Origin of the sequence: Pseudomonas sp. CCC3.1 (assembly GCF_034347405.1) — a bacterium.
Taxonomy (GTDB): Bacteria; Pseudomonadota; Gammaproteobacteria; order Pseudomonadales; family Pseudomonadaceae; genus Aquipseudomonas.
In genome coordinates this window covers 2,405,345-2,430,229 of the sequence record NZ_CP133778.1, presented here as the reverse complement: position 1 = coordinate 2,430,229, position 24,885 = coordinate 2,405,345, and the positions used below count along the sequence as shown (strand labels likewise).

Below are 24,885 nucleotides of genomic sequence, written 5' to 3'. Positions count from 1 at the left end.
CATAAATTGAAAACCAACTCTGCACTGACCGCTACCTTGTGGCGCAAATCTTCATGTTGGCGCTGAGCATACAACGGGCTGAGCATGACAAGCCACGCTGCCATCTCTCAGCGTTACGCTCAATTTTCCATGCCAGAACTCTGCCAGAAACACATCATCGGCTTGTAAACCCAAGCCTTCGACTTGCTCCAGCAACCATTCGGGGTCACGCCCTATGGACACCAACGGGTCTATTCGAGGCTCACCGTCGAACATGACAATCACTGAGGGCATATCGCGCTCATCGCAAATCACGGTCAACTCACCGCCCGGTTCAATCTGCGCGTAATACACCTACTGAAAGGCACGGGCACCTTGTGCATGTAACTGCGAGGCCACCCGCAACCTATCAATCTTGTGCTTGTTGCCAACCAGGTTTTCAATAATAAATTTGCCGTTCTTGATGATAGGAATGGGACTGCCTATCGCAAACCCGCGCAACAGTTGAATATGTTTAGTGGCTGCATTAAGGATATAAATCAGCAACACCCCCAGCAGCAGAACAAGCACGTACTGTCTGAAGGGAATGGTATCGCTGTAAATAACACCGCCTATGATCCCGCCTAATGAATACGGGTATCTGCGCTCTAGCGTGGCGCCTGAAACATCATGAAAAAATCAGTTAAAAGACTCCGATTAATACTTGGTTTCCTGACAGGTCATAAGTTGATCATTAATGTTTCTATACAACCTGTGGGTTTCTACCGACTGCACAGAAGGTGTTTCTGCATAATCCACTTGAATAGCATCAAGCTTTGCCTTAGTTTCAACCATTTGCACAATACATCGATTTAAGCTGTCGGAGGTTATGGGCTGCGTAGCCGAAACATCGACCTGCCCCGAACGGCTAGCTTCAAATACATTCTTGAGCGCTTCTATTTTTTCGCGCGCCACTTTTTCTTTATCCAGCTCGCACCCCGCCAACATCAACACAGATACCAACCCCAATACATAATGCTTGATCAATTAAGAGCCCCTTGATTCATTGAGGGAAGCGATCTTCATTCTGTGTACCGTTTGTCGCCGAATCATCTGTGGCGGCCTTGCCAGGCGCTAAACGATCTCCAATCGTCTTTGATACGAATCGTTAACGCCCTAAAACCGTGGCTGAGACACGCCTGTACTGCCTCAACATGGAGCACAGGCATGACACTTTTACATTGCCGAACATGAAACCTTGCTGGCACAGCACCCCGCTCATTGACCGGATTATCAAAAGCAAAGCACGTGCCATCCAGGCTCTGCCTCAACCTGCTTGAAGGGTTGAGGTCCGTTGATCAGCTTTCAGAAAAAACGGGCGAGTCAGCGCTGGATTCAGCCGCAAGCTTCAATCGGTCAGCCTTGCTGATGTATTGATCCTTGCTTTTCGGGGCTAATTTAGCACTGGCTTTCTTGGCCCGAGCCTTCAATATCTTGTTTATCTTTTTACGACGATTCATTTTTTTCCACTCAATTTGTAAGCGCCTGAATCATATCAGTTTAAGTAACGAGCCCGACTCCTGTGGTGCGCGTTGCGTGCAAAACCATACCTGCCAAGTGTCAACGCCCTTCCCTGCGCCTAGTCCTGACTTGTCCACACGGCCAATTCATAGCCATCAGGATCAATAAAGTGGAACCGGCTTCCACCTGGAAATGAAAATGTCTCTCGGCTGATAACAGCACCCAGCGCCTTGAGGCGCAATTGAGTGGCTTCGAGATCTTGCGCATACAAAATGATTAAAGGCCCGCCCGGCCTTACTGGCTCGCCGGTTGTGAAACCACCCGTGAGCCGACCATCACTGAACTCAGTATAGGTTGGCCCGTAGTCGACGAACGTCCAACCAAACGCACCGCCGTAGAAATCTTTGCTGCGCTCTATATCGGCAACATTGAACTCAATATTGTCGATCTGCCGATCGTTGCGGCTAACGGTCATGAATGCCTCCTGGCGGCTGTAAGAAGTCAGATCATAGCGTGTGAGCCATTAAATGCCCGCCCCCTTAAGAGATTTTGCTGCCGGTCACAATCGCTGACTACGCGCAGTTAAAAAACAGGCTTGCTCGAAACATATGGATAAACGTATATTCGAATAAACGCATATTTAGAGAGACCTGATGCTCAGCCCTGCCGCCATTTTCAAATGCCTGTCCGACGAAACCCGGGCCCGTGCAACCTTGCTGATCACGCGTGAAGGCGAATTATGCGTGTGCGAACTGGTCTGCGCGCTCGACGATAGTCAGCCAAAAATATCCCGTCATCTCGCACAGCTGCGCGGCTGCGGGTTGCTTCTCGACCGCCGCCAAGGTCAGTGGGTTTACTACCGACTCAACCCCGAACTACCGGACTGGGTACGTGCCGTTCTTGAAACCACTCTGACAGCCAACACTGACTGGCTTGAGGAGAACAGCACTCGACTCAACGCCATGGGCGACCGACCACTTAACACTGGCGCCTGCTGCTGAGCCAAAGCGACTGTCGAGACTGATTATGCTGACTGCATCCGCAATTTTTTTACTCACACTGATATTGGTCATCTGGCAACCCAAAGGCTTGGGTATTGGCTGGAGCGCCGCTTTGGGCGCGGCGCTGGCACTCATGACAGGCGTTGTGACGCTGGATGATATTCCACGGGTATGGGCCATTGTCTGGAACGCGACCGCGACGTTTATCGCCGTCATTATCATCAGCCTGCTGCTCGACGAAGCAGGGTTCTTTGAGTGGGCGGCATTGCATGTAGCGCGCATGGCCAAGGGCAATGGTCGCCGCCTGTTTGTTTTCACAATATTGCTGGGCGCTGCCGTATCCGCCGTGTTTGCCAATGACGGCGCGGCCTTGATCCTCACGCCCATTGTCATTTCAATACTGCTCGCCTTGCGTTTTTCGCCCGCCTCGACCTTGGCATTTGTCATGGCCGCGGGCTTCATTGCCGATACCGCCAGCCTGCCGTTGGTGGTGTCGAACCTGGTCAACATCGTTTCGGCTGACTACTTTGGCCTGGGTTTCAACGAGTACGCATCCATCATGGTGCCGGTCAACGGGGTCGCCGTTTGTGCCACGCTCGCGGTGCTGTATGGGTTTTTCCGTCGCGACATCCCTCAACACTATGCGAGGGATGATGTGCAAGAGCCGCGACTTGCCATACGAGACACCATGACCTTTCGCACGGGCTGGATCGTGCTGGGTTTATTGCTGGCAGGTCTTTTTGTGCTCGAACCCATGGGCATTCCGATCAGCGTTATTGCCGCCGCGTGTGCCGCGATACTGCTCACGGTCTCTGCACGTGGGCGCATCATTTCGACCCGCCGCGTACTGCGTGAAGCGCCTTGGCAGGTGGTGATCTTTTCACTGGGAATGTACCTGGTGGTGTATGGACTGAAAAATGCGGGCCTGACCACCTATATGACGCTAGCCCTGAACCACCTGCTGGAGTTCGGTGTATGGGGCGCCGCGTTAGGGATGGGGTTTCTTTCGGCGTTCCTTTCATCCGGCATGAACAACATGCCAGCGGTATTGATCGGCGCACTGTCGATTCAGGCCAGTGACGCCAGCGGTGTCGTGCGTGAGGCCATGATCTACGCCAACGTCATCGGCGCGGACCTTGGGCCCAAGATAACCCCCATCGGCAGCCTCGCCACCCTGCTTTGGCTGCACGTTCTGCAACGCAAGGGCATTCGTGTTACCTGGGGTTACTACTTCAAGACAGGCGTGATTTTGACCCTGCCCATTCTCTTCATCACCTTGTCGGCCCTGGCCTTGCGCTTGAGCCTTTAGCCCCTGTACGCCTGAAAAGAGGAAACACCATGCGCGTTCTGTTTATGTGTACCGCCAATAGTTGTCGCAGCATTTTGTCCGAAGCCATGTTCAATCATCTCGCCCCAAAAGGCTTGCAGGCGTTCAGCGCGGGCAGTTTCCCCAAGGGCCAGGTGCTCCCGCGCACGCTGAGCACGCTGCAAGAAGTCGGCATCAACATCGCCGGGTTGAGCAGCAAAGGCAATGAAGCGTTTGAAGCCAATCCACCTGACATTGTCATTACCGTCTGTGACAAAGCCGCGGGTGAAACCTGCCCTGTCTACTTCGGCCCGGCACTCAAAGCCCACTGGGGGTTGGAAGACCCGTCAGAGACGGTGGACGATGAAGCGAGCGTATCAGCGGCATTTCACTCAACCTTGGCCCGTATCGAAACACGCTGCCGCGCATTCATTGCCCTGCCGTTGGCTCAACTTGACCGCGAAGCATTGAAACAGCAACTGGACCACATCAGTACCCTGTAATCGGAGCCCACATGATCCCCCTGCTGCCCAATCTCGATACATCGCTAACGGCCTCCTGCGCCTACGACCACAAACCCCGGATTCTGCTGCTGTATGGATCCACTCGCGAGCGCTCGTTCAGCCGCTTGCTGGTCGAGGAAGCGGCCAGGTTGCTCGAACACTTTGGCGCCGAGACCCGCACCTTCAACCCCAGCGGGTTGCCACTGCCTGATGACGCACCGGCCGACCACCCAAAAGTCCAGGAACTGCTTGAACTGATGCAGTGGTCTGAAGGGCAGGTCTGGTGCTCGCCGGAACGCCACGGCGCTATGTCGGCCGTGTTCAAGGCGCAAATAGACTGGGTGCCGCTGGCGTTAGGCGCCGTGCGCCCTACCCAGGGTAAAACATTGGCGGTGATGCAGGTCAGCGGCGGTTCCCAATCGTTTAACGTGGTGAATCAACTGCGCGTGCTGGGACGCTGGATGCGGATGTTCACCATCCCCAACCAATCCTCAGTACCAAAAGCTTATCTGGAGTTTGATGAAGACAACCGCATGAAACCATCTGCGTTATATGACCGCGTGGTTGACGTAATGGAGGAACTGGTCAAGTTCACGCTGTTACTGAGGGATCGGCCGGACCTGATCGACCGATACTCAGAGCGCAAAGAGTCGGCACAAGAACTGACTCAACGGGTTAATCAACATTCAATTTGACCGATCAGGCCTGCGGCGGCGTAACTCATTGAGTCACCTCGCGCCAGTGACCTGGCTGATCAGCATTAACCGTTAACAGAGTGGCACTCGCCTTAATGGCAATAAGGAATTGCAGTTGAACGAACACACATTGTCCATGCGCCTGGAGCGCGTGGCAGCACACATACCCGCAGGTGCGCGGCTGGCTGATATCGGCTCTGATCACGGCTATCTGCCGGTGGCGTTAATGCGCCGTGGGGCCATCTCTGCCGCAGTGGCTGGCGAAGTTGCATTGACGCCTTTTCGCGCCGCGCAACGCACAGTGCACGAGAACGACCTGGAGCAGGCGATCACCGTGCGTTTGGCCAGTGACCTGGCAGCGATTGAGCCGGGAGACGGGATCACGGCGATCAGCCTGTGCGGCATGGGGGGCGAGACTATTCGCGACATCCTCGACAGCGGTAAAACACACCTGAGCGGTGAGGAACGCCTGATTCTGCAACCCAATGGCGGCGAACAGCCGTTGCGTCAATGGTTGATGGACCACCACTACCGCATCCTCTTCGAAGAAATTCTGCAAGAAAACCGCTTCTACTACGAAATCATCGTCGCCGAGCCTGCCGAGCCAGTGAAATACAGCCCCGAAGAACTGTATTTCGGCCCGCTGCAGATGCAAGCGCGTACCCCGGTGTTCCTGGCCAAATGGCAGCGCATCCTGTGCGAGAAACAGAAAACCTTGAGCCAGCTCACCCGGGCCCGGCAAGCCGTGCCCGAAGAGAAGCTGCAAGACATCACGCTACAAGCACGCTGGATCACCGAGTTGCTGGCTTAACCATCAAACGTCCTTTCAATCCAGATCGGTCGCCTGATGCCGTTCAGCGACCTGGCTCGCCTCATCGCCCCAGGTCCGGTTGACCCGTTGCCCACGAATGACCGCAGGCCGATTGGCTATTTCCTCGGCCCAACGCTGCAAATGAGTGTATTCGTGGGCCGAAAGGAACTCAGCGGCCGAGTACACATTGTTGCGCACCAATTGGCCGTACCAAGGCCAGACGGCGATATCGGCGATGGTATAGCTGTCACCGGCCAGGTAACGGCTCTGCGCCAGGCGACGATCAAGCACATCCAGCTGTCGCTTGGCCTCCATGGTGAAGCGATTGATCGGGTATTCAAGCTTCTCTGGCGCGTACGCATAGAAATGCCCGAAGCCACCGCCCAGATAAGGCGCCGCGCCCATTTGCCAGAACAACCAGTTCAGCGTCTCGGTACGCCCTGCCAGATCGGCGGGAATAAAAGCCCCGAATTTCTCCGCGAGATAAAGCAGAATTGAACCTGACTCGAACACCCGAATAGCGGGTTCAACGCTACGGTCCAGCAAGGCCGGGATTTTGGAGTTCGGGTTGATATCGACAAACCCGCTGGAAAACTGATCGCCCTCGTTGATACGGATCAACCAGGCATCATACTCAGCGCCCGAATGCCCTAGCGCCAGCAACTCCTCCAGCAGAATCGTCACCTTCACCCCATTGGGCGTGGCCAGCGAATAGAGTTGCAACGGATGCTTGCCAACCGGCAGTTCCTTGTCATGGGTTGGCCCGGCAATCGGACGATTGATGCTTGCAAAATGGCCGCCAGAAGGTGTTTCGTTAATCCAGACTTTGGGCGGAATATAGGGCGCTTTACTCAAGAGACGGACCTCATCGGTTGTTTACTGAGATGACCTGCGCCCTTATAAACACTGGGCGCGATGCCGACAGCACACCACAGTCAGCCACTGAATGCCACAGGCGCGTGAGTCACTGGCCCAAGTGCTGGAGTTGATACTTCGCACGCTGCGAGCGCCAGCTCAGGCCCAGCACCATCAGCAGCCCCAAGCCCGCCATCATTGCGCCAGTCAGCGAAATAGCCGGATACCCCAGCCCTGCATTGAGCACCGCGCCGCCCAACGCTGCGCCGATGGCGTTGCCGAAGTTGAACGCGCCGATGTTCATCGCGGAGGCCAGGTTGGGGGCATCTTTGGCTGCTTCCATCACGCGCATTTGCAACGGTGGTACCAACGCAAAACTCGCGGCCCCCCACACGATAATCGACAAGGCGGCGGGAATCGGCCATTGCATGAGCACTGAGAAAGCCAGCAGCACGGCAATCAGTACCACCAGCGAGGTTATCAAGGTGCGGTTCACTGAACGGTCCGCAGACTTGCCGCCCCAGATGTTTCCAAGGGTCAAGCCGATACCGAACAGTACGAGCATCCCGGTGATGAAGTTGGTCGAGGCCTGTGTCACATCCCGCAGAATCGGCGCGATGTAGGTAAACACAGTAAACATCGCACTGGAGCCCACCACCGTCAGCGCCAACGCGGCCAGCACCGGCCCGCGACCCAGCACGCGAATTTCGGCCATCAGACCACCTCCTTTAGGGGCCGGTGCGTTCGGCAACGCCCACCACAGGGCGGCCATGACGATCGCGCCGAGCCCGCTGATGCCCCAAAACGCCGTACGCCAACCAAAGTTTTCGCCAAACCAGGTGGCCAGGGGCACGCCCCCGATGGTCGCCAGGGTCAACCCCAGAAACATCGCGGCCACAGCTCCAGCGCGCTTGTCTGGGGCGACCACACTGGCGGCGACGATTGAGCCAATGCCAAAAAATGCGCCGTGGTTCAGCGATGTCACCAGTCGAGCGATCAGTAAGGTCTGGTAGTCAGCGGCCAACGCCGACAGCAGGTTACCCAGGGTGAAGATCGCCATCAGGCCGACCAACAGGTGACGCCGTGGCACTCGGGCCGTGGCGAGGGTCATGATCGGCGCGCCGATCAGTACGCCCATGGCGTAGGCACTCACCAGCAAGCCGGCGGCAGGAATGGATACGCCCAAATCGCTGGCGATACCGGGCAACATGCCCATGGGTGCAAACTCTGTGACTCCGATGCCAAAGGCACCGATGGACAATGCTACAAGGGGTGGATTGATACGCATGCTTGACTCCTCATCTGTGTGTCAAATGCTACAATCCCGCCTTTTTCAGCAGTAGCCCTCGACAGGGCACTACAGCTTTGCGTGGAGCGCACAAATGGACATCAGCGGTCGCTCGGGCGAGATGGCGGTGTTCGCCATGGTCGCGGAACAAGGCAGTCTGTCGGGCGCGGCTCGTGCCTTGAACCTTACGCCGTCGTCGGTCAGCCGCATCATCGCCCGCACAGAGCAGCGAATAGGTACCCGCCTACTGCTGCGCACCACCCGCGCAATCACCTTCACCGCCGAGGGCGAAGCGTACCTGCGCGGCGCGCGGCGGATCCTAGCGGACATGGCTGAAGTCGAGGATGCGATCACCGATCAGGGCGTGCCCCGAGGGCGCTTGAGGGTCAGTGCGTCGCTTGCACACGGGCGCCTCTCGATCGTGCCGCTGGTTGCCGCGTTCAGCGCACGCTACCCCGCCATCGTGGTCGATTTAGTGTTAGGGGACGAGCTCGTGGATGTGCTGGGTGGGCAAACCGACGTTGCGATTCGCTTTGGCCAGTTGGCCGACAGCCCTTTAACTGCTCGCCTGATCGGCTCCACCGGGCAGGTCATCGCGGCTTCGCCAGCCTATCTGGCACGTCACGGCACGCCCCTTGAACCGCATGACTTACTCCAGCACAACTGCCTGCGCTTCAACTTCCGCCGGGCAGTTTGTGATTGGCCGTTTCGCCAGGACGGGCGCGATTTTTCACTGAAAGTTGCCGGCACGATCGAAGGCAACAGTGGAGAGGCGCTGTCACAGTTCGCCAAGCTGGGGGCTGGCATCGCACGCATCGGCGCATTCAGCGTGGCAGACGACCTTAAAAGCGGCCATCTGGTGCCCCTTCTTGAAGCTTACAACCCCGGAGACCGGGAGCCGATTCACGCCGTGTTCGTCGGCGGAGCGGCGATGCCCGCACGCGTGCGGGCATTTGTCGATTTTCTGGTGGCGCATCACCAAACGTGAGGGGCTATCAGCCGAGGGTGTTTCGCAAGCCATTACTCTTTCGCCAGTGCGGCATGGACGCTCAGTTCTTCATCGATAAACGCGCTGATCATGGCTCTGTAAACGCGCTCGACCACCTCGGGCGAGGCCCCGGCATCGGATGCAATTGTGCGTACTTTAGCGATGACCTGCTCGACCCTCGCCGGGGCGCGGACATCGTCAGTGGTCTTCTTGAATGCCGCGGCCTGAGTCACCAGTTGCCCACGCTGAGCGAGCAAAGCCACGATGTCGCGGTCGATGAGATCAATGCGTTGTCGAACGTCGTCGATTGATGTGCACTGCACGTCCATATGAAATTTCCTTGGTTGAATGTGTGACGAATTGCGCATGGATGTTACTCAGCTGATTGCCCTTTGAACACTCGCGGGCCATCACACGTCTTTGTCGACACGGGTTTGCTCAGGGGTAATCACTCGTCCATCTGCGGCAATGGGTTGCATTAAAGGCAGAGGTTGCTCTGTAGCGGTCTCCAGCAGCCGCGAATGTGCTTCGTGCGGCCCGAACAGATGTTGCTCGCCCCATTGGCGCAAAGCCACGACCAACGTAAACAGACTCTGGCCTTTGGCCGTCAGCACGTACTCCTGATACGAGGTGCCATCAGAGGCCGGTTGCACGTGCAGAATGCCAGCCTCGACCAGGGCTTTAAGGCGATGGGTCAAGACACTGCGAGCGACGCCCAAGCCACTTTGAAAATCGCCAAAACGGCGAACACCATCAAACGCGTCGCGCACGATCAACAATGACCAGCGATCCCCGATCAAGTCTACGGTTCGTGCCACGGGGCACGTTTGAGCGCTATTAGCCTGCTGCTGGGTCATACAGACTCCTCTTGTAGTGGATTGGCGATCGGCCCCAAAAAAGCAGTTTCATTTTAAGACTGGCAAGCCTAGAATTCTATCAGTCTTTATTTGAGACTTCTTTTTGCGAGACTCGTCCATGCCCCTTGATCACTGTCATTCGCTGCCTACCTTACCCTCTGATGCCATCAACACGCCCATGTCACGCGGCTTGATAGGGTTGTTTGCCTGCGCCAGCGGCTTGAGTGTGGCTAACGTCTACTACGCCCAACCTCTACTGGATCAAGTAGCCGCGGACTTTGCCATTAGCCCCGCTGCTGTTGGCGGGGTGATGACGGCGACTCAGGTCGGCAGCGTGCTGGCGCTGCTGCTCATTGTGCCGCTGGGTGACCAGATGGACCGGCGCGCCTTGATGTTGATGCAAATCGTCGCATTGATCGGCGGGCTATTCTGCGTCAGCCTCACGCATTCCCCGGCATTGATGCTGTTAAGCATGCTGGTCATTGGCCTTATGGGCACCGCCATGACCCAAGGCCTGATTGCCTATGCCGCGACCGCTTGCCTGCCGCAAGAACGCGGCCGTGTGGTGGGAACGGTTCAGGGCGGGGTGGTGATCGGTCTGTTGCTGTCCCGCGTGACTGCCGGACTTATCGCTGACGTTGCAGGGTGGCGCTGGGTGTATCTGGGCGCGTCGCTGGCGATGATGGCGTTGGCCCTTACTCTCTGCAAAACCCTTGTGCCGCAGCGTCCATCAGGCGCGCCAATGGCGTACCCCAAGCTGCTTGCCTCAATGTTTACGTTGCTCAAACACGACCGGATTCTGCAAATCCGCGGCATGCTTGCGCTGTTTATTTTTGCGGTCCTGAGCATTTTCTGGAGCGCGCTGGTGTTTCTGCTGACCCACCCGCCCTACTCCTTTTCTCACACCACAATAGGAACGTTTGGGCTCGTAGGCGTTGTCGGTGCTTTGGCGGCCGCTCGCGCAGGCATATTGGCGGACAGAGGGTTGGGGCAATGGACAACCGGCGTGTCACTGGCGCTGCTGATGCTTGCCTGGCTGATGCTTTGGCTCACACCCTATTCAATCGCGTGGCTGGTGATCGGCGTGGTCATTCTGGATTTGGGCGCGCAAGCAATTCATGTGACCAATCAGAGCATGATTTTCAGCGCACGGCCCGGCTCACACAGTCGAGTGGTCGGCTGCTACATGCTTTTTTATGCCGTTGGCAGCGGGCTGGGCGCCCTCGCCTCGACCAGCCTTTACGCAATGTATGGCTGGACGGGCGTGTGCGTGCTGGGTGGAGGCGTCAGTCTGGCCGCGCTGTTTTTTTGGGGCTTGACGCTAAGGTGCATGCCCGCCGTTCATAAAAACAGCATTCAGTTAGCCGTGCGCGGCACTACTTGATAGCGACTCTGGACAAACCCGTTATCAGACACCGACGACTCGATATGACGTAAAGACTGCTCATCACCCAACGGGCCAAACAAGGAGATGCCCCTGCCCAGCAACACCGGAATGCGCGTGATAGTGATCTCGTTGATCAGCCCGGCGCCAAGAAATGCCTGAATGGTTTGCCCGCCATCTATATACAGATGCTTCATGCCACGGGCCGCCAATTGTTCAGCGATAAAGGCCGGATCGCCCGCCAGCACATCGACCTTGCCGTGCAATGATTCCGGCAGCGTCACACCCAGGCGGGAAAGCACAATGACCGGCTTGTTTTCATAGGGCCAGTCTGGAAAGGACAACACCTTGTCCAGGGTTTTACGACCCATGACCAAGCCATCGACGCTGGCCATAAATTCGTCGTAACTGAGCCCCTTCAACGTCGGACACTCGTACTCGGGCTGGTGAAGCCACTCAATATCGCCATCCGACCTGGCGATAAAACCGTCAACGCTGGCTGCGATAAACACTGAGCATTTGATATCCATTGGCTGTAGCTCCCTTTTTTTGGGCGCTGTTTATAGCATGCAAATGCAGAGGTGGGGATGCCTCAAGGGTTTAGCGTTGATCGCTGCACGGCAATGCACTTGATTTCAACCAGCAGCCCTGGCTTTGCGAGTTCGCTGACGCCAATACAGGTCCATGCACAGAGGTTCCTGGGAAACACGGCGTCCTTCACCTCTCTGAACACAGGCATGTGGCGCTGCATGTCGACGTGATAAGTGGTCATTTCGACCACGTCCTCAAACCCGCATCCGCCCGCTGCAAGCACAAGCCGCAGGTTTTCCCACGCGGCCAAAAACTGCTGCTTCGGGTCATCAATCACGGCCAATTCAGGCGTACGACCGACTTGGCCTGCGCAATACAACGTTGCACCTACTTTCACCGCTGGCGCGTAGCCAGCACGATCAGAAAGCAATTTCATGGAATCTGGAACAATGATCTGACGATCACTCATGGTGACGACAACCCTGGACACAGTCGGATGGGCAATTTACCCGTGACGCCAGAACCTCGTCCAGCCCGGGTTTAGACTGTCCGGGCATCCATTTCGCACGCGCAATTTCCCAGAAGGCTTAATGCATCATGTTGTATAGTCTTCGGCCAAGCAGCTTCATGGCATTCGGTGATCCATGTCTTACCCCCTCGACGCTATCAATCACACCTACCTGGGCAGCAATGTTTACTCCCAATTGCGTAACGCGTTGATCACCGGCGGGCTCAAGCCGGACGACAAGCTGCGTATCCGGGAGCTTGCCAGTCAGTTGGGCACGAGCGTCACGCCAGTACGCGATGCCATTTTGCAATTGGCCAAAGAGAAAGCGCTGGTACTCAAAACCCCTAAAGACATCAGGGTGCCTGTGCTCGACAGTGACGCCTACCTGGAAATCCGGACCCTGCGCCTCAATCTCGAAGGTCTGGGCGCCGAAACCGCTGCGCGGCTTGCGACCTCCAGCGATTTGGCGCGTATCGATGCCAACATCAAAAACAACCTTGAGGCCATCAACAACAACGATCTGCCGGAGGCACTGCGCCTCAATAGCGAGTTTCACTTTTTGATCGCAGACGCCGCGCGCATGCCTTTGTTGCGCAGTTATCTGGACAGTCTGTGGATGCGCGCTGGCCCGTTGATCGCTCAGGCTTATGTGCATTTTTCTATGACTATGGCCATCGAGCACCATGTTGAAGTGCTCAATGCCTTGCGCAATAAAGACGCCGCGGCGGCCAAGCATGCGATCCAGACCGACATTCTGGACGGCAATCAAAAAATGCTGGAATTCATAGCCGTCACTCAAGAAACCGCCTCCTAAACGCAAGTACCCCCTGTAGGAGCGAGCTTGCTCGCGAGCTTTTAAACGATCAAAAGATCGCGAGCAATCGTGCTCCTACAGAGGCGGTGTGAAGTGCTTATTAACCGCCTTAACGCAGCTTTCCCGCGAACAGCTATTGACAGCACGCACACCTAAAAACATGATGCATCAAATATCAACTGATAGAGATGCGTCCATGAGCGAGAAAAAAAAGCTACTGCTGACCGGTGCCAGCCGCGGTATCGGCCATGCGACGGTCAAGCACTTCAACGCGGCGGGCTGGGAAGTGTTCACCGCTTCACGGCAAAACTGGGTTGCCGAATGCCCATGGGCAGAAGGCCTGCTCAACCACATCCATCTCGACCTTGAAGACATCGACAGCGTCAGCGCTAGCCTGGCGATCATCAAAGAAAAACTGGGCGGCCGCCTGGATGCCTTGGTCGACAACGCAGGCATGTCGCCAAAAGGCCCGGAGGGCAGCCGGCTCGGCGTGCTTGAAACCGATTACGCCACATGGCTGAAGGTGTTCAACGTCAACCTGTTCTCCTCGGCACTGCTCGCCCGCGGCCTGTTCGATGAACTGAAAGCCGCGCAGGGCAGCATCATCAATGTCACCTCCATCGCCGGTTCCAAGGTGCACCCTTTCGCCGGGGTCGCCTACGCCACCTCTAAGGCTGCGCTCTCGGCGCTGACCCGAGAAATGGCCTTTGATTTCGGCCCACACGGGGTGCGAGTCAATGCCATTGCCCCAGGCGAAATTGACACGTCCATCCTGTCTCCAGGCACCGCCGACATCGTAGAACGACTGGTGCCGATGCACCGTCTGGGCAAGCCGGAGGAAGTCGCCTCACTGATCTATTTTCTCTGCACCAGCGGCGCGTCCTACGTAAACGGCGCAGAAATTCACGTCAATGGTGGCCAGCATGTCTGAAGCAATCATGGAAAACGCCTGTGGCGCCGACTTGATGACAACGCAAGCGCCAATCGTGCAGGCAAGCGCAGCACTGGAAATAGCCGAGCGGGTGTACGGCCTCAAGGGTTCGCTGAAGCGGCTGAATGGCGAGCGTGATACCAACTTCCTCATCCAGTCCCAGCGCGGGGCCTTCGTCCTGAAATTCATCAATCCGGCCGAAGACCCAAACGTCATCAATTTTCAGACCCTGGCGTTGCTGCACATCGAGCAGCATGGCGCGCACCTGCCCGTTCCCCGCGTTTTGGCCGCCCGCAATGGTGAAGCGGAACCGACAGTGCGGGTCAATGAGCAAGTGCTGACCTTGCGTACCGTCAGTTACCTGGACGGCATCTCACAAAACCTTGGCAAACCCAGCGCCGCTCTGATGCACGAACTGGGCACCTCTCTCGCTGAGGTCAACCTGGCCCTCAAGGACTTCAAGCACCCGGCAGCCCACCGCGACTTGCTGTGGGATGTCGGCCACGCCGAACGCGTCAGGCCTTATCTGGATTACCTGGAAACCGAGCAACTCCCGCTGGTTGCCGCGCTCATGGACAACCACGAAACCTATGTAAAGCCCCGTCTGGCCAAGCTCCGGGCGCAAGTGATCCACAACGACCTGAACCCTCACAACGTCATGCTCGACAGCGAAACCGGCAGCCGCGTCTCTGCCATCATTGACTTCGGCGACGCGCTTCACGCGCCGTTGATCAACGAACTGGGCACCGCGCTCTCTTATCAGTTCGACGCCGACGCCGCCGACCCGCTGTGGCAGATCAAAGCCTTTATCGCCGCCTACAACAGGCGGATTCCGTTGCAACCTGAAGAACTCGACGTATTGGGCGCACTGATTGCCATGCGGATGGCCATGGCCATCACCATCGCCCAGTGGCGTGCCAGCCTGTACCCGCAAAATCGCACCTACTTGCTGCGCAACCTGCGCTCCAGCTGGCGCAACCTGCAAGGTCTGACCGCGATGCCCGAAGGGCTGCTGACCCGAAGCCTGATCAATGTCTGCACCCCGGAGGTTCAATGAGTTCGCCCGCCACTGCTGAACTGCTCGCCCGCCGCGAACGCGCACTGGGCGCCAGCTATCGATTGTTTTACGAGGAACCTTTCGCACCCGTTCGGGGTGAAGGTGTGTGGCTGTATGACAAAGACAACACGCCCTACCTGGATGCCTACAACAATGTGGCGTCCATTGGGCATTGCCACCCTGCGGTGGTTGCGGCCATTGCAGAGCAAAGCGCCCAGCTCAATACCCACACGCGCTACCTGCACCCCTCGATCGTGGACTACGCCGAAGACCTGCTGAGCGAGTTTCCCGAACCGCTCGACAACATGACCATGACCTGTACCGGCAGCGAGGCCAACGATCTGGCACTGCGCATCGCGCGCTGTCACAGCGGCGGAACAGGCATCATCGTCACCCGCTGGGCCTACCATGGCGTGACGAGCGCATTGGCCGAAGTATCACCATCACTGGCCACCGGGCTGCCCACTGCCAGCCACGTGCGCTTGGTCGATGCCCCGGATTCCTACCGCAAAACGGGCGATTTTGTCGCCAGCGTGAAAGCCGCGTTGCAGGATATGCAGGCCCAAGGAATCAAGCCCGCCGCGCTGCTGGTAGACAGCATCTTTTCCAGCGACGGCGTGTTCAGCCCGGCGAACGGCGAGTTGGCCGCCGCCGCGCAGTGCGTGCGCGATGCGGGCGGGCTGTACATCGCCGATGAAGTGCAACCGGGCTTTGGCCGTACAGGCGGGCAACGCTGGGGTTTTGCCCGTGACAACGTCATCCCGGACCTGGTCACGCTGGGTAAACCCATGGGTAACGGTCACCCGGTGGCTGCCGTGGTCGGGCGTTCGGCGCTCTTCGATCAGTTCGGTCGTCAGCAGCGTTACTTCAATACGTACGGCGGAAACCCGGTGTCCTGTCGGGCGGCCCACGCCGTGCTGCGGGTGCTGCGCGAAGAAGACCTGCAAACCAATGCCAGGCAGGTCGGCGACTACCTCAAACAAGGGCTGCAAGAACTGGCGGAGCGCCACCCGCTCATCGGCGATATACGGGGCGAAGGCCTGTTCATCGGCGTCGAGCTGGTGACTGATCGACACACCCAAACCCCAGCCACGGCCTGCGCTGCGGCCATCGTCAATGGTTTGCGTCGCCGTCAGGTATTGATCAGTGCCACGGGGCCCAAGGCCAATGTCCTGAAAATCCGCCCGCCTCTGGTGTTTGCCAAAGAACATGCCGACCTGTTGCTTGAACGCCTGGATCAAACCCTGAACGATTTGGGCTGAGCACCACGTTTAGCCAAGGCAGGCTTGGCAGTGCCTGCTTTGACACGGGCTAAAAAAGGCCGATCCGGGGGCAACCGACAACAAATTCGGACACCCAGGCACCCGGATGGTGCATGGCCCAAAGGGCTTTCATCCAAATCCCCTTGAAACAGACAGTCATCGCTCAGTGGCACAGAATCTGCTTAGTAAAAATACATGATGCATCATGTTTTGTTTTTAAACCGCAATCGGAGGGTTTGAGATGACAAGTAACAGTGCAAGCACTTTCGTCCGCTTCAAAGGGGTGGAGAAAAGTTACGACGGTCTGAAGACCGTGGTTAAGCGATTGGACTTAGATGTCTTTCGGGGCGAGTTCCTGACCCTCCTCGGTCCTTCCGGTTCCGGCAAAACCACCAGCCTGATGATGCTGGCCGGTTTCGAAACGCCGACCCAAGGCCACATATTTCTCGACGGCAATGCCATCGAAAACGTCCCGGCCCATCGTCGCGGCATCGGGATGGTGTTTCAGAACTACGCCCTGTTCCCGCACATGAGCGTGACCGAAAACATGGCGTTCCCCCTGCAAGTACGGGGCATGGGTCGCCATGAGATAGAGGCTCGCGTCAAAAAAGCCCTGGAAATGGTGCGGCTTGGCGACCTTGCTAAACGCTTCCCCGCACAGCTCTCAGGGGGTCAACAACAGAGGATTGCGCTGGCCCGAGCGTTGATTTTCGAACCCAAGCTGGTGCTGATGGATGAGCCGTTGGGAGCGCTGGACAAACAGCTGCGCGAACAGATGCAACTGGAAATTCGGCGTTTACATCGCGAACTCGGCCTGACGGTTGTGTTCGTCACGCATGACCAGGCAGAAGCCTTGACCCTGTCGGACCGCATCGCGATTTTCAACGACGGCGTCATCCAGCAAATAGACACCCCGCAAGCACTTTACGAGCGCCCGGCCAATGCCTTTGTGGCCACCTTCATGGGTGACACCAACGTCCTGCCAGGCGTGTTGACCTCGCTCAACACCCAGCAATGCCAAGTCCGGCTTGATCTGGGCGAACAAATGTTTGCCCGCGCAACACCGGGGCTCACCAGCGGCAATCGCACCTCGCTGTCCATTCGCTCCGAACGGGTGATCCTCGATGGCGACGAGCGTTATGACAGTCGCCTGCCCGGTTTTATCGAGGAATGCATCTATCTGGGCGACCACGTGCGCATACGCCTGAATGTTTCAGGCAATAACGACTTCAACGTCAAAGTACCCATCGCCCAGATGCAACCTCACTGGCGTGAAGGCCATCGCCTTCCCGTCTGTTGGCACAGCGCGGACGCTTCGGCGCTCGACGCTATGTCTGCTTGAACCCTCCCCTTCCTTGTTGATGACATCAGGATATTTGCCATGCTCAAGCGTCTATCTGCACTGATTGTTCTGGCTGCCTTCGGTAGCCACGTAAATGCGCAACCGCTGACGGTTGTGTCGTTCGGCGGCCTGAACAAGGATGCCCAGGAGAAAGCGTTCTACAAGCCCTTCACCGAAGCGGGCAACGGCCCGGTACAGGCCGGGGAATACAACGGGGAAATGGCCAAGATCCGGGCCATGGTCGAAACCGGAAACGTCAGCTGGGACGTGGTTGAAGTCGAAAGCCCTGACTTGATCCGAGGCTGCGCCGAAGGTTTATTCGAGCCTCTGGACTGGAGCAAGCTGGGCGACCCAAGCAAGTTTGTCAGCGGCGCGGTCAATGAATGCGGCGCGGGGATTTTCCTCTGGTCGACCAACCTGACGTACAACAGCGCCAAGCTCAAGACCGCGCCTAAGGGCTGGGAAGCCTTCTGGGACACCAAAACCTTCCCCGGTAAACGCGGCCTGCGCAAAAGCGCCAAGTTCACCCTGGAAATCGCCCTGCTGGCCGATGGCGTCAAACCTGCCGAGCTGTATGAAGTTTTGGGCACGCCCGAAGGTGTCGACCGCGCGTTCAAAAAACTCGACCAGATCAAACCCGATATTCAATGGTGGGAAGCCGGTGCCCAGCCGCTGCAATGGTTGGTCGCAGGCGATGTGGTCATGACGTCCGCCTACAACGGTCGAGTCTCTGCGGCACAGGCCGAAGGCCATGACTTTAAGATGGTCTGGGATCAGAGCCTGTATGACATCGACAGCTGGGCCATCGTTAAAGGCTCAACCAACAAGGCCCTTGGCGAGAAATTCATCGCCTTCGCCAACGAGCCGCAACACCAGAAAGTCTTCGCCGAAAACATCCCTTACGGCCCGACCAACAAAGAAACCCTGGCCCTGATTGACGTTAAAACGCGCGAACAACTGCCCACTGCTCCGGCCAACCTGGAGCACGCCCTTCAGGTGAACACCAGCTTCTGGATCGATCACGGCGAAGAACTCGAACAACGCTTTAACGCTTGGGCCGCGCGCTGATCGATAGCCCCACAGACTGCCCGGACCGTTTCAGCCTGTATGGCCGCCGTGTCCGGGCCCTGTTGACGAAAGGAGACTCCCTCATGTCCGAAGCGCTAGCCTTAGAATCGGCGCCGTCAGTGGTTCAGACGCAACGATTACAGCAACGACTACAGGCCAACAAACGTGCTTACACGCGACGTTCGATGCTGCTCATCCTGCCTCTGCTGGTATTGCTGGTCGCAGGTTTTATAACCCCCATCGGCTCGCTGCTGACCAAGAGCGTAGAAAACCCGGAGGTCGTCAACGCCCTGCCAAACACCTTGAAATTACTGGACAGCTGGGACGGTACAACACTGCCTCCAGAGGCTGTCTTCAGTACGTTCGGCCAAGACCTGCGCACGGCGCGTGCCCAAGGTCAGCTGTTTGCACTCAATCGTCGGCTGGGCTACGAAAGTGCCAGCTTGCGGAGCCTGCCGACCGCGGTATTGAGCCGGTTACCGGCCGACGCAAGCCCGGTTCGCGAGACCTTGATAAACGGCGTGCCAGCGCTGGGCGACATCAAGACCTGGTCAACCCTCAAGCAACTCGGCAAACCCTATACCAGTCTGTATTGGCTGGCAGCCTTCGACCTGAAGATGGACGCAGGTCAAATCCGCGCCGTAGCGCCGGATAAAGCGCTGTATGTGGATGTACTCAAACGTTCGCTGACCATAGCCGCCCTGGTGACGGTGCTCTGTGTCCTGTTGGGTTACCCACTGGCCTACTGGCTTTCGCGCCAACCCGCCCGCCGCGCCAATCTGTTGCTGATATTGGTACTGCTGCCGTTCTGGACATCGCTGATCGTACGCACGGCAAGCTGGATTGTGCTCTTGCAATCGGGCGGCCTGATCAACAACTCGCTGATTGACCTGGGCATCCTCGACAAGCCGCTGCAACTGGTCTTCAACCGGGCGGGGGTACTGATTTCGATGACCCACATTTTGCTGCCCTTTCTCATCCTGCCGCTGTATGCCGTGATGAAAGGCATCGACTCACGCTACGAGCGCGCAGCGATCTCACTGGGCGCCCACCCGTACACGGCATTTCGGCGGGTCTACCTGCCGCAGACCTATGCCGGTGTCACCGCTGGCGCGTTGCTGGTGTTCATCATGGCGATTGGTTACTACATCACCCCGGCACTGCTGGGTGGGCCGGGCGACCAAATGCTTAGCTACTTCGTCGCGTACTACACCAACACCACCATCAACTGGGGCATGGCCACCGCGCTGGGCGGCCAGTTGCTGATTATCGTGCTGTTGTTGTACTGGGTGTACGCGAGGATCTCGCGCCCTGCTAATCGCGCTGCCTGAGGAGACTGCAATGAAGCATGTCGAACCGCTTGAGATCCGTGTGCTGCGCCCGCTGTTAAGCGTCTACAGCCTGGCTCTGCTGATGTTCCTGATCATTCCCATCTTGGTCATCGTGCCGCTGTCATTCAATGCGGGCTCCTTTCTGAGCTACCCGCTGAGCGGATTTTCGTTGCGTTGGTATCGCGAGTTTTTCAGCTCCAACGACTGGATGCCAGCCCTGCTGAACAGCTTGAAAATTGCCCCGGCCGCCACCCTGCTGGCCACGGTATTGGGTACCTTGGCGTCGGTCGGACTTTCTCGGGGAGAATTTCGCGGCAAAGCGCTGGTCATGGCGATCATGATTTCACCGATGGTGGCGCCCGTGGTCATCGTGGCGGTCGGGATGTACTTCTTTTTTGCCAGCTGGGGGCTGCTTAACAGCTACCTGGGCCTGGTGATCGCCCACGCCGTGTTGGGTGTGCCTTTTGTGGTCATCACCGTCAACGCCACCCTTGAAGGCTACGACCGCAACTACACGCGCGCGGCTGCCAGCCTTGGCGCGACGCCCTGGTATGGCTTCAAACGCGTGACCCTGCCCCTCATTGCCCCCGGAGTATTGAGCGGTGCGCTGTTCGCCTTCGCCACCTCGTTTGACGAAGTCGTGGTGACGTTGTTTCTGGCCAGCCCAACGCAACGCACCCTGCCGATGCAAATGTTTGCGGGCATCAAGGAAAACCTCAACCCGACCATCGCAGCGGCGGCAACCATGATGGTGCTCTGTGCATTGCTGTTACTGCTGGCCATGGAAGTGTTGCGACGCAGAACCGAGCGCCTTCGTGGTGCCAGGACTGAATAACACACGCCTGCCAATACACCCCCTGTAGGAGCGAGCTTGCCTCGCGATCTTTTGATTTTTAAAAGATCGCGAGCAAGCTCGCTCCTACAGTCGCCTTATACGCAACCATCCCCGCCAAGCCTGATAAACAAACGATACCGACCGCATAAGCAACCGTTCGCCAAGGCTGCCAACCCGCCAAATAAAGAACCGTATGCAGCACCCGGGCCACCGTGAATAGGCAAAACAACCCAATTGCGGGGACACTCCACGTCGCCAACACACAACACAACCCGCCCAGCACAAAGAACAAGGGAATGTTCTCCAGATCATTTGCCCAGGCTTTTGCCGCGCGACAGACTTGCGGCAGCTCGTGGTGATGAACAGGACGATTGAAGTAGCGCGCATCTTCACTGTTGGTGAATGCAAGGGAGCTGATGCGATAGAACCCCTGATAGCACGAGATCGCCACCATCTTCACACACAGCACCACCACGCAAAGCGCATAAACAGACAGCATGCTGTTCATGCTTCGCGCCTTGAGCCAGAGAACCCATTGACCACGATGTACAACAGCGGGCCTATGCAGACGAAAACTGCCGTAAGCACTGCGTAAGGCAGTACCGAGATGAGCGATCTGCCTTTGGAACGCGCATCCCGGTACATCCAGAGGCAGGCCAAGGCAGCCATCAGATACAGGTCAATAACGACCTGCGCGGTATCCGGACTCGACATCAGTCCGAGGCCAAACTCAATAAGCGACTGGTCGGCCAGCAACATCGTATAACCCGTGTACACAGAGAAGCTCAGCAAGGCGGCGAGTGCTAAATAAGGTTTGGTCATGTCTTCATCCTGGAAAACTGAAGCGGGTGATCGGTACGCCACGTTAGTGGTACTTTTGGCGCGTCAGCAATGACCTCAGAGGTCATGGACTCAGCCCACCCGCACTGCCAGAGTTAACGCATGAGCACTCGACCTTTCCCTCTCGTTACCACCCCGACCAACGCTGGCCCGCTGCTGCGTCAGCTCCGTCGCCAAGCCAGGTTGAGCCAGTTGGACCTGGCCCTGATCACGGGGGTGTCCCAACGCCATTTGAGTTGCATCGAGACAGGCCGCGCCAAGCCAAGCCCCGGCACGCTGCATAACCTGCTGATGGCCCTGGAAGCCCCTCTTGAGCAATGCAACAGCGTGTTTCTGGCGTCCGGGTATGCGCCGCGCTACGAAACGACGCCACTCGCGTCTCCCGCCATGGACGCCGTGCGTGACGCTATCACCCATGTGCTGCACGCCAATAACCCGGCCCCGGCGATTGTGTTGGGCAGCGACTGGGAAGTCCTGGCCGCCAACGCCAGCACTCGCGTGCTGTTCGAGCTGCTAGGGCTGCCCGCAGATTCGGCGCAGCCCTTGAATTTGCTGGTCACGCTGTTACAGCCGGGCGGTCTGGGCGACCATTTGCTCAACGCAGAGGAAATCAGAAGCCTGGCATGGCAAAGGGCAACACGAGAAGCCTTGGACAACCCAGCCCTGGCGAATCTGCTGGCAAGCCTCGACACCCCAGCCTCCCCCGCCCTGGTCGCCAATGAGTTGCCGCCACTGGTGCTGACCCGCATCAACTCCCCGCACGGCGATTTGAATTTTATGTCGACCTTTACCACGTTCGGCATGCCGCTTGACATCACCGTCACGTCTTTGCGCATCGAGCACTTGATCCCTGCTGATGCGAATACCTGGCAGATCATGACCGAGGCTTACGAACGCTCACTGACTGATCAAGACGTTCCGCCATCAAGCCGACTTTGCGTAGCCAGCAAGATCGAACGCCGAGACGCCAGCGCCACGCAACAGACCACAAGCATTGCCAGGGACAAGCCCGCCAGCATGCCCACGTAGCCGCTATGGTCAAGCAGCACGCCAGCGGCAATCGGCACGGTCATACGCGTGATGACGAAAAGGCTGGCTTGCAACCCGTAGTCAGCCGCCTGGCGATGTTCACGCGAATAAAACATCATCAGCGCAAACACCAGGGTCGACACCGCCCCCATGGCCGTCGCGAGCAGGAACGCCGACACCACCCACCAGCCCACGCCCGCCTGCAAACCTGCCGCGGCGGTCATCGCCAGCAGGGCGAACAAGGCCCACAGCATAAACAGCGGGATGGCGCGTCCTGGTCCAATACGCCGCACCACTGCGCCACCCAGCACGCTGGCAAGTGCGCCCACTACGCCACCGCCGATGCCCGCGACCAGCGCAACGTTGGGTGCGGCCATACCCAGGTCAAGCAGCAACGGCTTGAGATAGAGCCACGCGGCACCGACGAAGGGAAAACTGCTCAGCAGCACCCAGGTCCATATGCGGGCACCGGGCTGGCGAAAGTAGCCAGACCAGTCAGCCATGACAGGCTTCACAGGCTCGATTGCCACGCTTGTCTGCGGCTCTTCTCGCAGCAGAGCCAGCGGCAACAGGGTCAGCAGTAAACCGGCCGCCATCAACAGAAAAGGCGCCTGCCACCCCCAGCGACTCTGTACCAGCAGCATCACTCCGGCGCCGACAATCGCCCCCAGAAACAGCGCCGCCGAACGGATGCTCCCGGCACGAATCTGCTGCGACGGAGCCAGTAGCTTGATCGCCAGCGCGTTCACCGGGATGTCGGCCCAGGTCGCCAACCCGGCGCAAGAAAATGCCAGCCCGAACAGGTACCAGCGATTAGCGGTAATGGCCTGCTGGCTGGCCAGTACCAACAACACGGCCAGCAGCCAGCACAGTGCCAGCGCCCAGAGCCGATAGTGGCTGCGCGCCGTACGGTAGCGCTGCACAGGCAAGGCCAGGAGAAACTTGAACACCGCTGGCAGCCCGGCCAACTGAAACAAGCCGATATCGGTGCCGGACCAGCCGTGCTCGCGCATGACCAGAGGCAAGCCCAGCATCAGGTAGATGCTGGGCACGACCAATACAAAATTCAGCCAGCCGAACAACAGTTGCAGACGCCAGGTTGCAGCTCCCGGCAATTGGCTCATGAGGCGCTCCGACGCGCTACCAGCACCGACACCGGGGTCACGGCAAAGGCCACCTCGGGGTAGTGCTCGATATGCACAAAACCGGCTTGACGCAACGCCTCGCCCAAATCACCGGCGCGGGTCACGTGACGGCTGAGCATTTGCATTGACAGGTAGTACGGCATCACCCGTTGAGCGTGCTCTGCCGCTGCCGGTATCTCGGCATGAGCACAGACCAAGACCCCACCGGGGCGCAGCGCCGCATGCATCTTGGCCAAGGTTGCGGCCATGTCCGGCACAAAATGCAGCACCGATGAACACCAGATCAGGTCATAGTCCTCACCGATCGTATCGCTGGCCACGTCACCACCCCGCACCTGAAGCCGCTGTTCCAGCCCGGCGAGCCGGATATTTTCCGCCGCCACGGCGACGGTCTGGGGAAAGTCGAACACCTCCCCCCTCAGCATCTGATTGGCCTCAGCCAGGGCGATGGCCACCAGCCCCGGCCCTCCTCCCAGATCCAGCAAGCGTCGCGCGCTTTGAAATTCTGGCACTTGAGCCATCAGGCGCAACGCGACGCCCACGGTCACTGCTCGTTGTTCCTGTGCGATCTGCACGCGCGCGGCCAGCGTCCAGTTGTCAATGTTGGTCGCGACCTTCGGTGCCTGACCGCAGGGTGTGCCGTTGCGCACCTGATCGCCCAGTTGACCGCCAAAATGCCGCAAACCCTGCAGACGAAAGCCCCAGGCATCGCCGCAATAGTGCGGCGCATCAGCGCGCAGGTACTCGCTGGCCAGCGCCGAATTGAGGTACTGGGCGGGCAGGTACTCATCGCGCACCAGCAAGCCCATACTCCATAACAATTCCAGCCAGTAGCCGGTGTTGTCCGGGTCGAGTTGCAACTGGCGGGCAACGGCTTGGGCCGTGTTCGGCGTGTGCAACAGGTTGAATAACTGCCAGTCCAGCGCAATGCGCAGGGCATCGGCGCGTACCGCCGCCAAGGTCAGGTCCCAGTACGGTTGCAACGCATGCGGCGTGGCCAGGTTGATCGCGTTCATGGTGTTCAT

28 protein-coding genes and 2 pseudogenes are annotated in these 24,885 nt (G+C 58.0%); 16 read left to right on the top strand and 14 right to left on the bottom strand.

The window, feature by feature from the left end; genetic code table 11:
• Positions 1-51 precede the first annotated feature (51 nt).
• The 4 genes and pseudogenes from RHM56_RS25960 to RHM56_RS11035 form a co-directional block, all read right to left on the bottom strand.
• Positions 52-594 (bottom strand): annotated as a pseudogene (locus tag RHM56_RS25960) (YetF domain-containing protein).
• Positions 595-675: 81 nt separating this feature from the next.
• Positions 676-1,005, bottom strand: a complete 330-nt coding sequence (locus RHM56_RS11045) for a hypothetical protein (protein ID WP_322241212.1) — start codon at positions 1,003-1,005, stop codon at positions 676-678.
• Between the two features lie 311 nt (positions 1,006-1,316).
• Complete coding sequence (locus tag RHM56_RS11040; protein ID WP_322241211.1) at positions 1,317-1,478, bottom strand: DUF2986 domain-containing protein; 162 nt, start codon at positions 1,476-1,478, stop codon at positions 1,317-1,319.
• Between the two features lie 119 nt (positions 1,479-1,597).
• Complete coding sequence (locus RHM56_RS11035; protein WP_322241210.1) at positions 1,598-1,954, bottom strand: VOC family protein; 357 nt, start codon at positions 1,952-1,954, stop codon at positions 1,598-1,600.
• 178 nt (positions 1,955-2,132) lie between these two features.
• Here RHM56_RS11035 and RHM56_RS11030 point away from each other — a divergent pair, with 178 nt between their 5' ends.
• The 5 genes from RHM56_RS11030 (at position 2,133) to RHM56_RS11010 (ending at position 5,795) form a co-directional block, all read left to right on the top strand.
• On the top strand, positions 2,133-2,480 hold the full coding sequence (locus RHM56_RS11030; RefSeq protein ID WP_322241209.1) for a metalloregulator ArsR/SmtB family transcription factor: 348 nt from the start codon (positions 2,133-2,135) through the stop codon (positions 2,478-2,480).
• Between the two features lie 25 nt (positions 2,481-2,505).
• Positions 2,506-3,789, top strand: a complete 1,284-nt coding sequence (locus RHM56_RS11025; protein WP_322241207.1) for an arsenic transporter — start codon at positions 2,506-2,508, stop codon at positions 3,787-3,789.
• A 29-nt stretch (positions 3,790-3,818) separates the two neighbouring features.
• Positions 3,819-4,289 carry an arsenate reductase ArsC gene (locus RHM56_RS11020; RefSeq protein WP_322241206.1) on the top strand — a complete coding sequence of 157 codons (471 nt, stop codon included), beginning with the start codon at positions 3,819-3,821 and terminating at the stop codon, positions 4,287-4,289.
• An 11-nt stretch (positions 4,290-4,300) separates the two neighbouring features.
• A complete protein-coding gene (gene arsH, locus RHM56_RS11015) occupies positions 4,301-4,984 on the top strand; it encodes an arsenical resistance protein ArsH (protein ID WP_322241204.1) in 684 nt (227 codons plus the stop codon).
• Positions 4,985-5,099: 115 nt separating this feature from the next.
• Entirely contained in the window at positions 5,100-5,795 is a 696-nt protein-coding gene (locus RHM56_RS11010; RefSeq protein ID WP_322241203.1) for a tRNA (adenine(22)-N(1))-methyltransferase, read from the top strand.
• A gap of 15 nt (positions 5,796-5,810) precedes the next feature.
• Here RHM56_RS11010 and yghU read toward each other — a convergent pair whose 3' ends face one another.
• Positions 5,811-6,650, bottom strand: a complete 840-nt coding sequence (gene yghU, locus RHM56_RS11005; protein ID WP_322241202.1) for a glutathione-dependent disulfide-bond oxidoreductase — start codon at positions 6,648-6,650, stop codon at positions 5,811-5,813.
• Between the two features lie 109 nt (positions 6,651-6,759).
• Positions 6,760-7,938, bottom strand: coding sequence for an MFS transporter (locus RHM56_RS11000; protein ID WP_322241201.1), 1,179 nt, complete (start codon positions 7,936-7,938; stop codon positions 6,760-6,762).
• 94 nt (positions 7,939-8,032) lie between these two features.
• Between RHM56_RS11000 and RHM56_RS10995 the strand changes: the two genes are divergently transcribed.
• Complete coding sequence (locus RHM56_RS10995) at positions 8,033-8,926, top strand: LysR family transcriptional regulator (protein WP_322241199.1); 894 nt, start codon at positions 8,033-8,035, stop codon at positions 8,924-8,926.
• A 32-nt stretch (positions 8,927-8,958) separates the two neighbouring features.
• On the opposite strand, the gene RHM56_RS10990 is transcribed toward RHM56_RS10995, so the two are convergent.
• Both RHM56_RS10990 and RHM56_RS10985 read right to left on the bottom strand, forming a co-directional pair.
• A complete protein-coding gene (locus tag RHM56_RS10990; protein ID WP_322241198.1) occupies positions 8,959-9,255 on the bottom strand; it encodes a chorismate mutase in 297 nt (98 codons plus the stop codon).
• 81 nt (positions 9,256-9,336) lie between these two features.
• Positions 9,337-9,783 (bottom strand): helix-turn-helix domain-containing protein, encoded by a 447-nt coding sequence (locus RHM56_RS10985; RefSeq protein WP_322241197.1) that lies wholly within the window; start codon positions 9,781-9,783, stop codon positions 9,337-9,339.
• A 118-nt stretch (positions 9,784-9,901) separates the two neighbouring features.
• Between RHM56_RS10985 and RHM56_RS10980 the strand changes: the two genes are divergently transcribed.
• A complete protein-coding gene (locus tag RHM56_RS10980; RefSeq protein WP_416194897.1) occupies positions 9,902-11,167 on the top strand; it encodes an MFS transporter in 1,266 nt (421 codons plus the stop codon).
• Here RHM56_RS10980 and RHM56_RS10975 read toward each other — a convergent pair.
• On the bottom strand, positions 11,140-11,697 hold the full coding sequence (locus tag RHM56_RS10975) for a dihydrofolate reductase family protein (RefSeq protein ID WP_322241196.1): 558 nt from the start codon (positions 11,695-11,697) through the stop codon (positions 11,140-11,142). The two genes, RHM56_RS10980 and RHM56_RS10975, sit on opposite strands and share 28 nt — an antisense overlap.
• Before the next feature lie 62 nt (positions 11,698-11,759).
• A complete protein-coding gene (locus tag RHM56_RS10970; RefSeq protein WP_322241195.1) occupies positions 11,760-12,167 on the bottom strand; it encodes a RidA family protein in 408 nt (135 codons plus the stop codon).
• Between the two features lie 175 nt (positions 12,168-12,342).
• On the opposite strand from RHM56_RS10970, the gene RHM56_RS10965 reads away from it, so the two are divergent.
• From RHM56_RS10965 to RHM56_RS10930, 8 genes are all read left to right on the top strand, one after another.
• Positions 12,343-13,020, top strand: a complete 678-nt coding sequence (locus RHM56_RS10965) for a GntR family transcriptional regulator (protein WP_322241194.1) — start codon at positions 12,343-12,345, stop codon at positions 13,018-13,020.
• Positions 13,021-13,216: 196 nt separating this feature from the next.
• Complete coding sequence (locus RHM56_RS10960) at positions 13,217-13,951, top strand: SDR family oxidoreductase (RefSeq protein WP_322241192.1); 735 nt, start codon at positions 13,217-13,219, stop codon at positions 13,949-13,951.
• Complete coding sequence (locus RHM56_RS10955; protein WP_322241190.1) at positions 13,944-15,008, top strand: phosphotransferase; 1,065 nt, start codon at positions 13,944-13,946, stop codon at positions 15,006-15,008. The genes RHM56_RS10960 and RHM56_RS10955 overlap by 8 nt, the downstream gene beginning before the upstream one ends.
• Positions 15,005-16,270: an aspartate aminotransferase family protein gene (locus tag RHM56_RS10950; protein WP_322241188.1), complete on the top strand. Its 1,266-nt coding sequence runs from the start codon at positions 15,005-15,007 to the stop codon at positions 16,268-16,270. The genes RHM56_RS10955 and RHM56_RS10950 overlap by 4 nt, the downstream gene beginning before the upstream one ends.
• A gap of 226 nt (positions 16,271-16,496) precedes the next feature.
• Positions 16,497-17,612, top strand: coding sequence for an ABC transporter ATP-binding protein (locus tag RHM56_RS10945; RefSeq protein ID WP_416194913.1), 1,116 nt, complete (start codon positions 16,497-16,499; stop codon positions 17,610-17,612).
• Between the two features lie 39 nt (positions 17,613-17,651).
• Positions 17,652-18,680, top strand: coding sequence for an ABC transporter substrate-binding protein (locus tag RHM56_RS10940; RefSeq protein WP_322241185.1), 1,029 nt, complete (start codon positions 17,652-17,654; stop codon positions 18,678-18,680).
• Positions 18,681-18,763: 83 nt separating this feature from the next.
• A complete protein-coding gene (locus RHM56_RS10935) occupies positions 18,764-20,011 on the top strand; it encodes an ABC transporter permease (RefSeq protein ID WP_322241184.1) in 1,248 nt (415 codons plus the stop codon).
• A 10-nt stretch (positions 20,012-20,021) separates the two neighbouring features.
• Positions 20,022-20,846, top strand: coding sequence for an ABC transporter permease (locus tag RHM56_RS10930; protein WP_322241182.1), 825 nt, complete (start codon positions 20,022-20,024; stop codon positions 20,844-20,846).
• 58 nt (positions 20,847-20,904) lie between these two features.
• Here the strand turns inward: RHM56_RS10930 and RHM56_RS10925 are convergent, their stop codons facing one another.
• The gene (locus tag RHM56_RS10925; RefSeq protein WP_322241180.1) at positions 20,905-21,354 is read right to left on the bottom strand and encodes an MAPEG family protein; all 450 of its coding nucleotides are present in this window, start codon (positions 21,352-21,354) and stop codon (positions 20,905-20,907) included.
• Entirely contained in the window at positions 21,351-21,668 is a 318-nt protein-coding gene (locus RHM56_RS10920; RefSeq protein ID WP_322241179.1) for a DUF2834 domain-containing protein, read from the bottom strand. Before RHM56_RS10920 ends, RHM56_RS10925 begins: the two co-directional genes overlap by 4 nt.
• A gap of 120 nt (positions 21,669-21,788) precedes the next feature.
• On the opposite strand from RHM56_RS10920, the gene RHM56_RS10915 reads away from it, so the two are divergent.
• Positions 21,789-22,715, top strand: coding sequence for a helix-turn-helix domain-containing protein (locus RHM56_RS10915; RefSeq protein WP_322241177.1), 927 nt, complete (start codon positions 21,789-21,791; stop codon positions 22,713-22,715).
• Here the strand turns inward: RHM56_RS10915 and RHM56_RS10910 are convergent.
• Positions 22,613-23,839, bottom strand: a pseudogene (locus RHM56_RS10910) (MFS transporter); the annotation flags it as partial. The gene RHM56_RS10915 and the pseudogene RHM56_RS10910 sit on opposite strands and share 103 nt — an antisense overlap.
• Entirely contained in the window at positions 23,836-24,876 is a 1,041-nt protein-coding gene (locus RHM56_RS10905; RefSeq protein WP_322241175.1) for a methyltransferase, read from the bottom strand. The pseudogene RHM56_RS10910 and the gene RHM56_RS10905, both read right to left, overlap by 4 nt.
• Between the last annotated feature and the right edge of the window lie 9 nt (positions 24,877-24,885).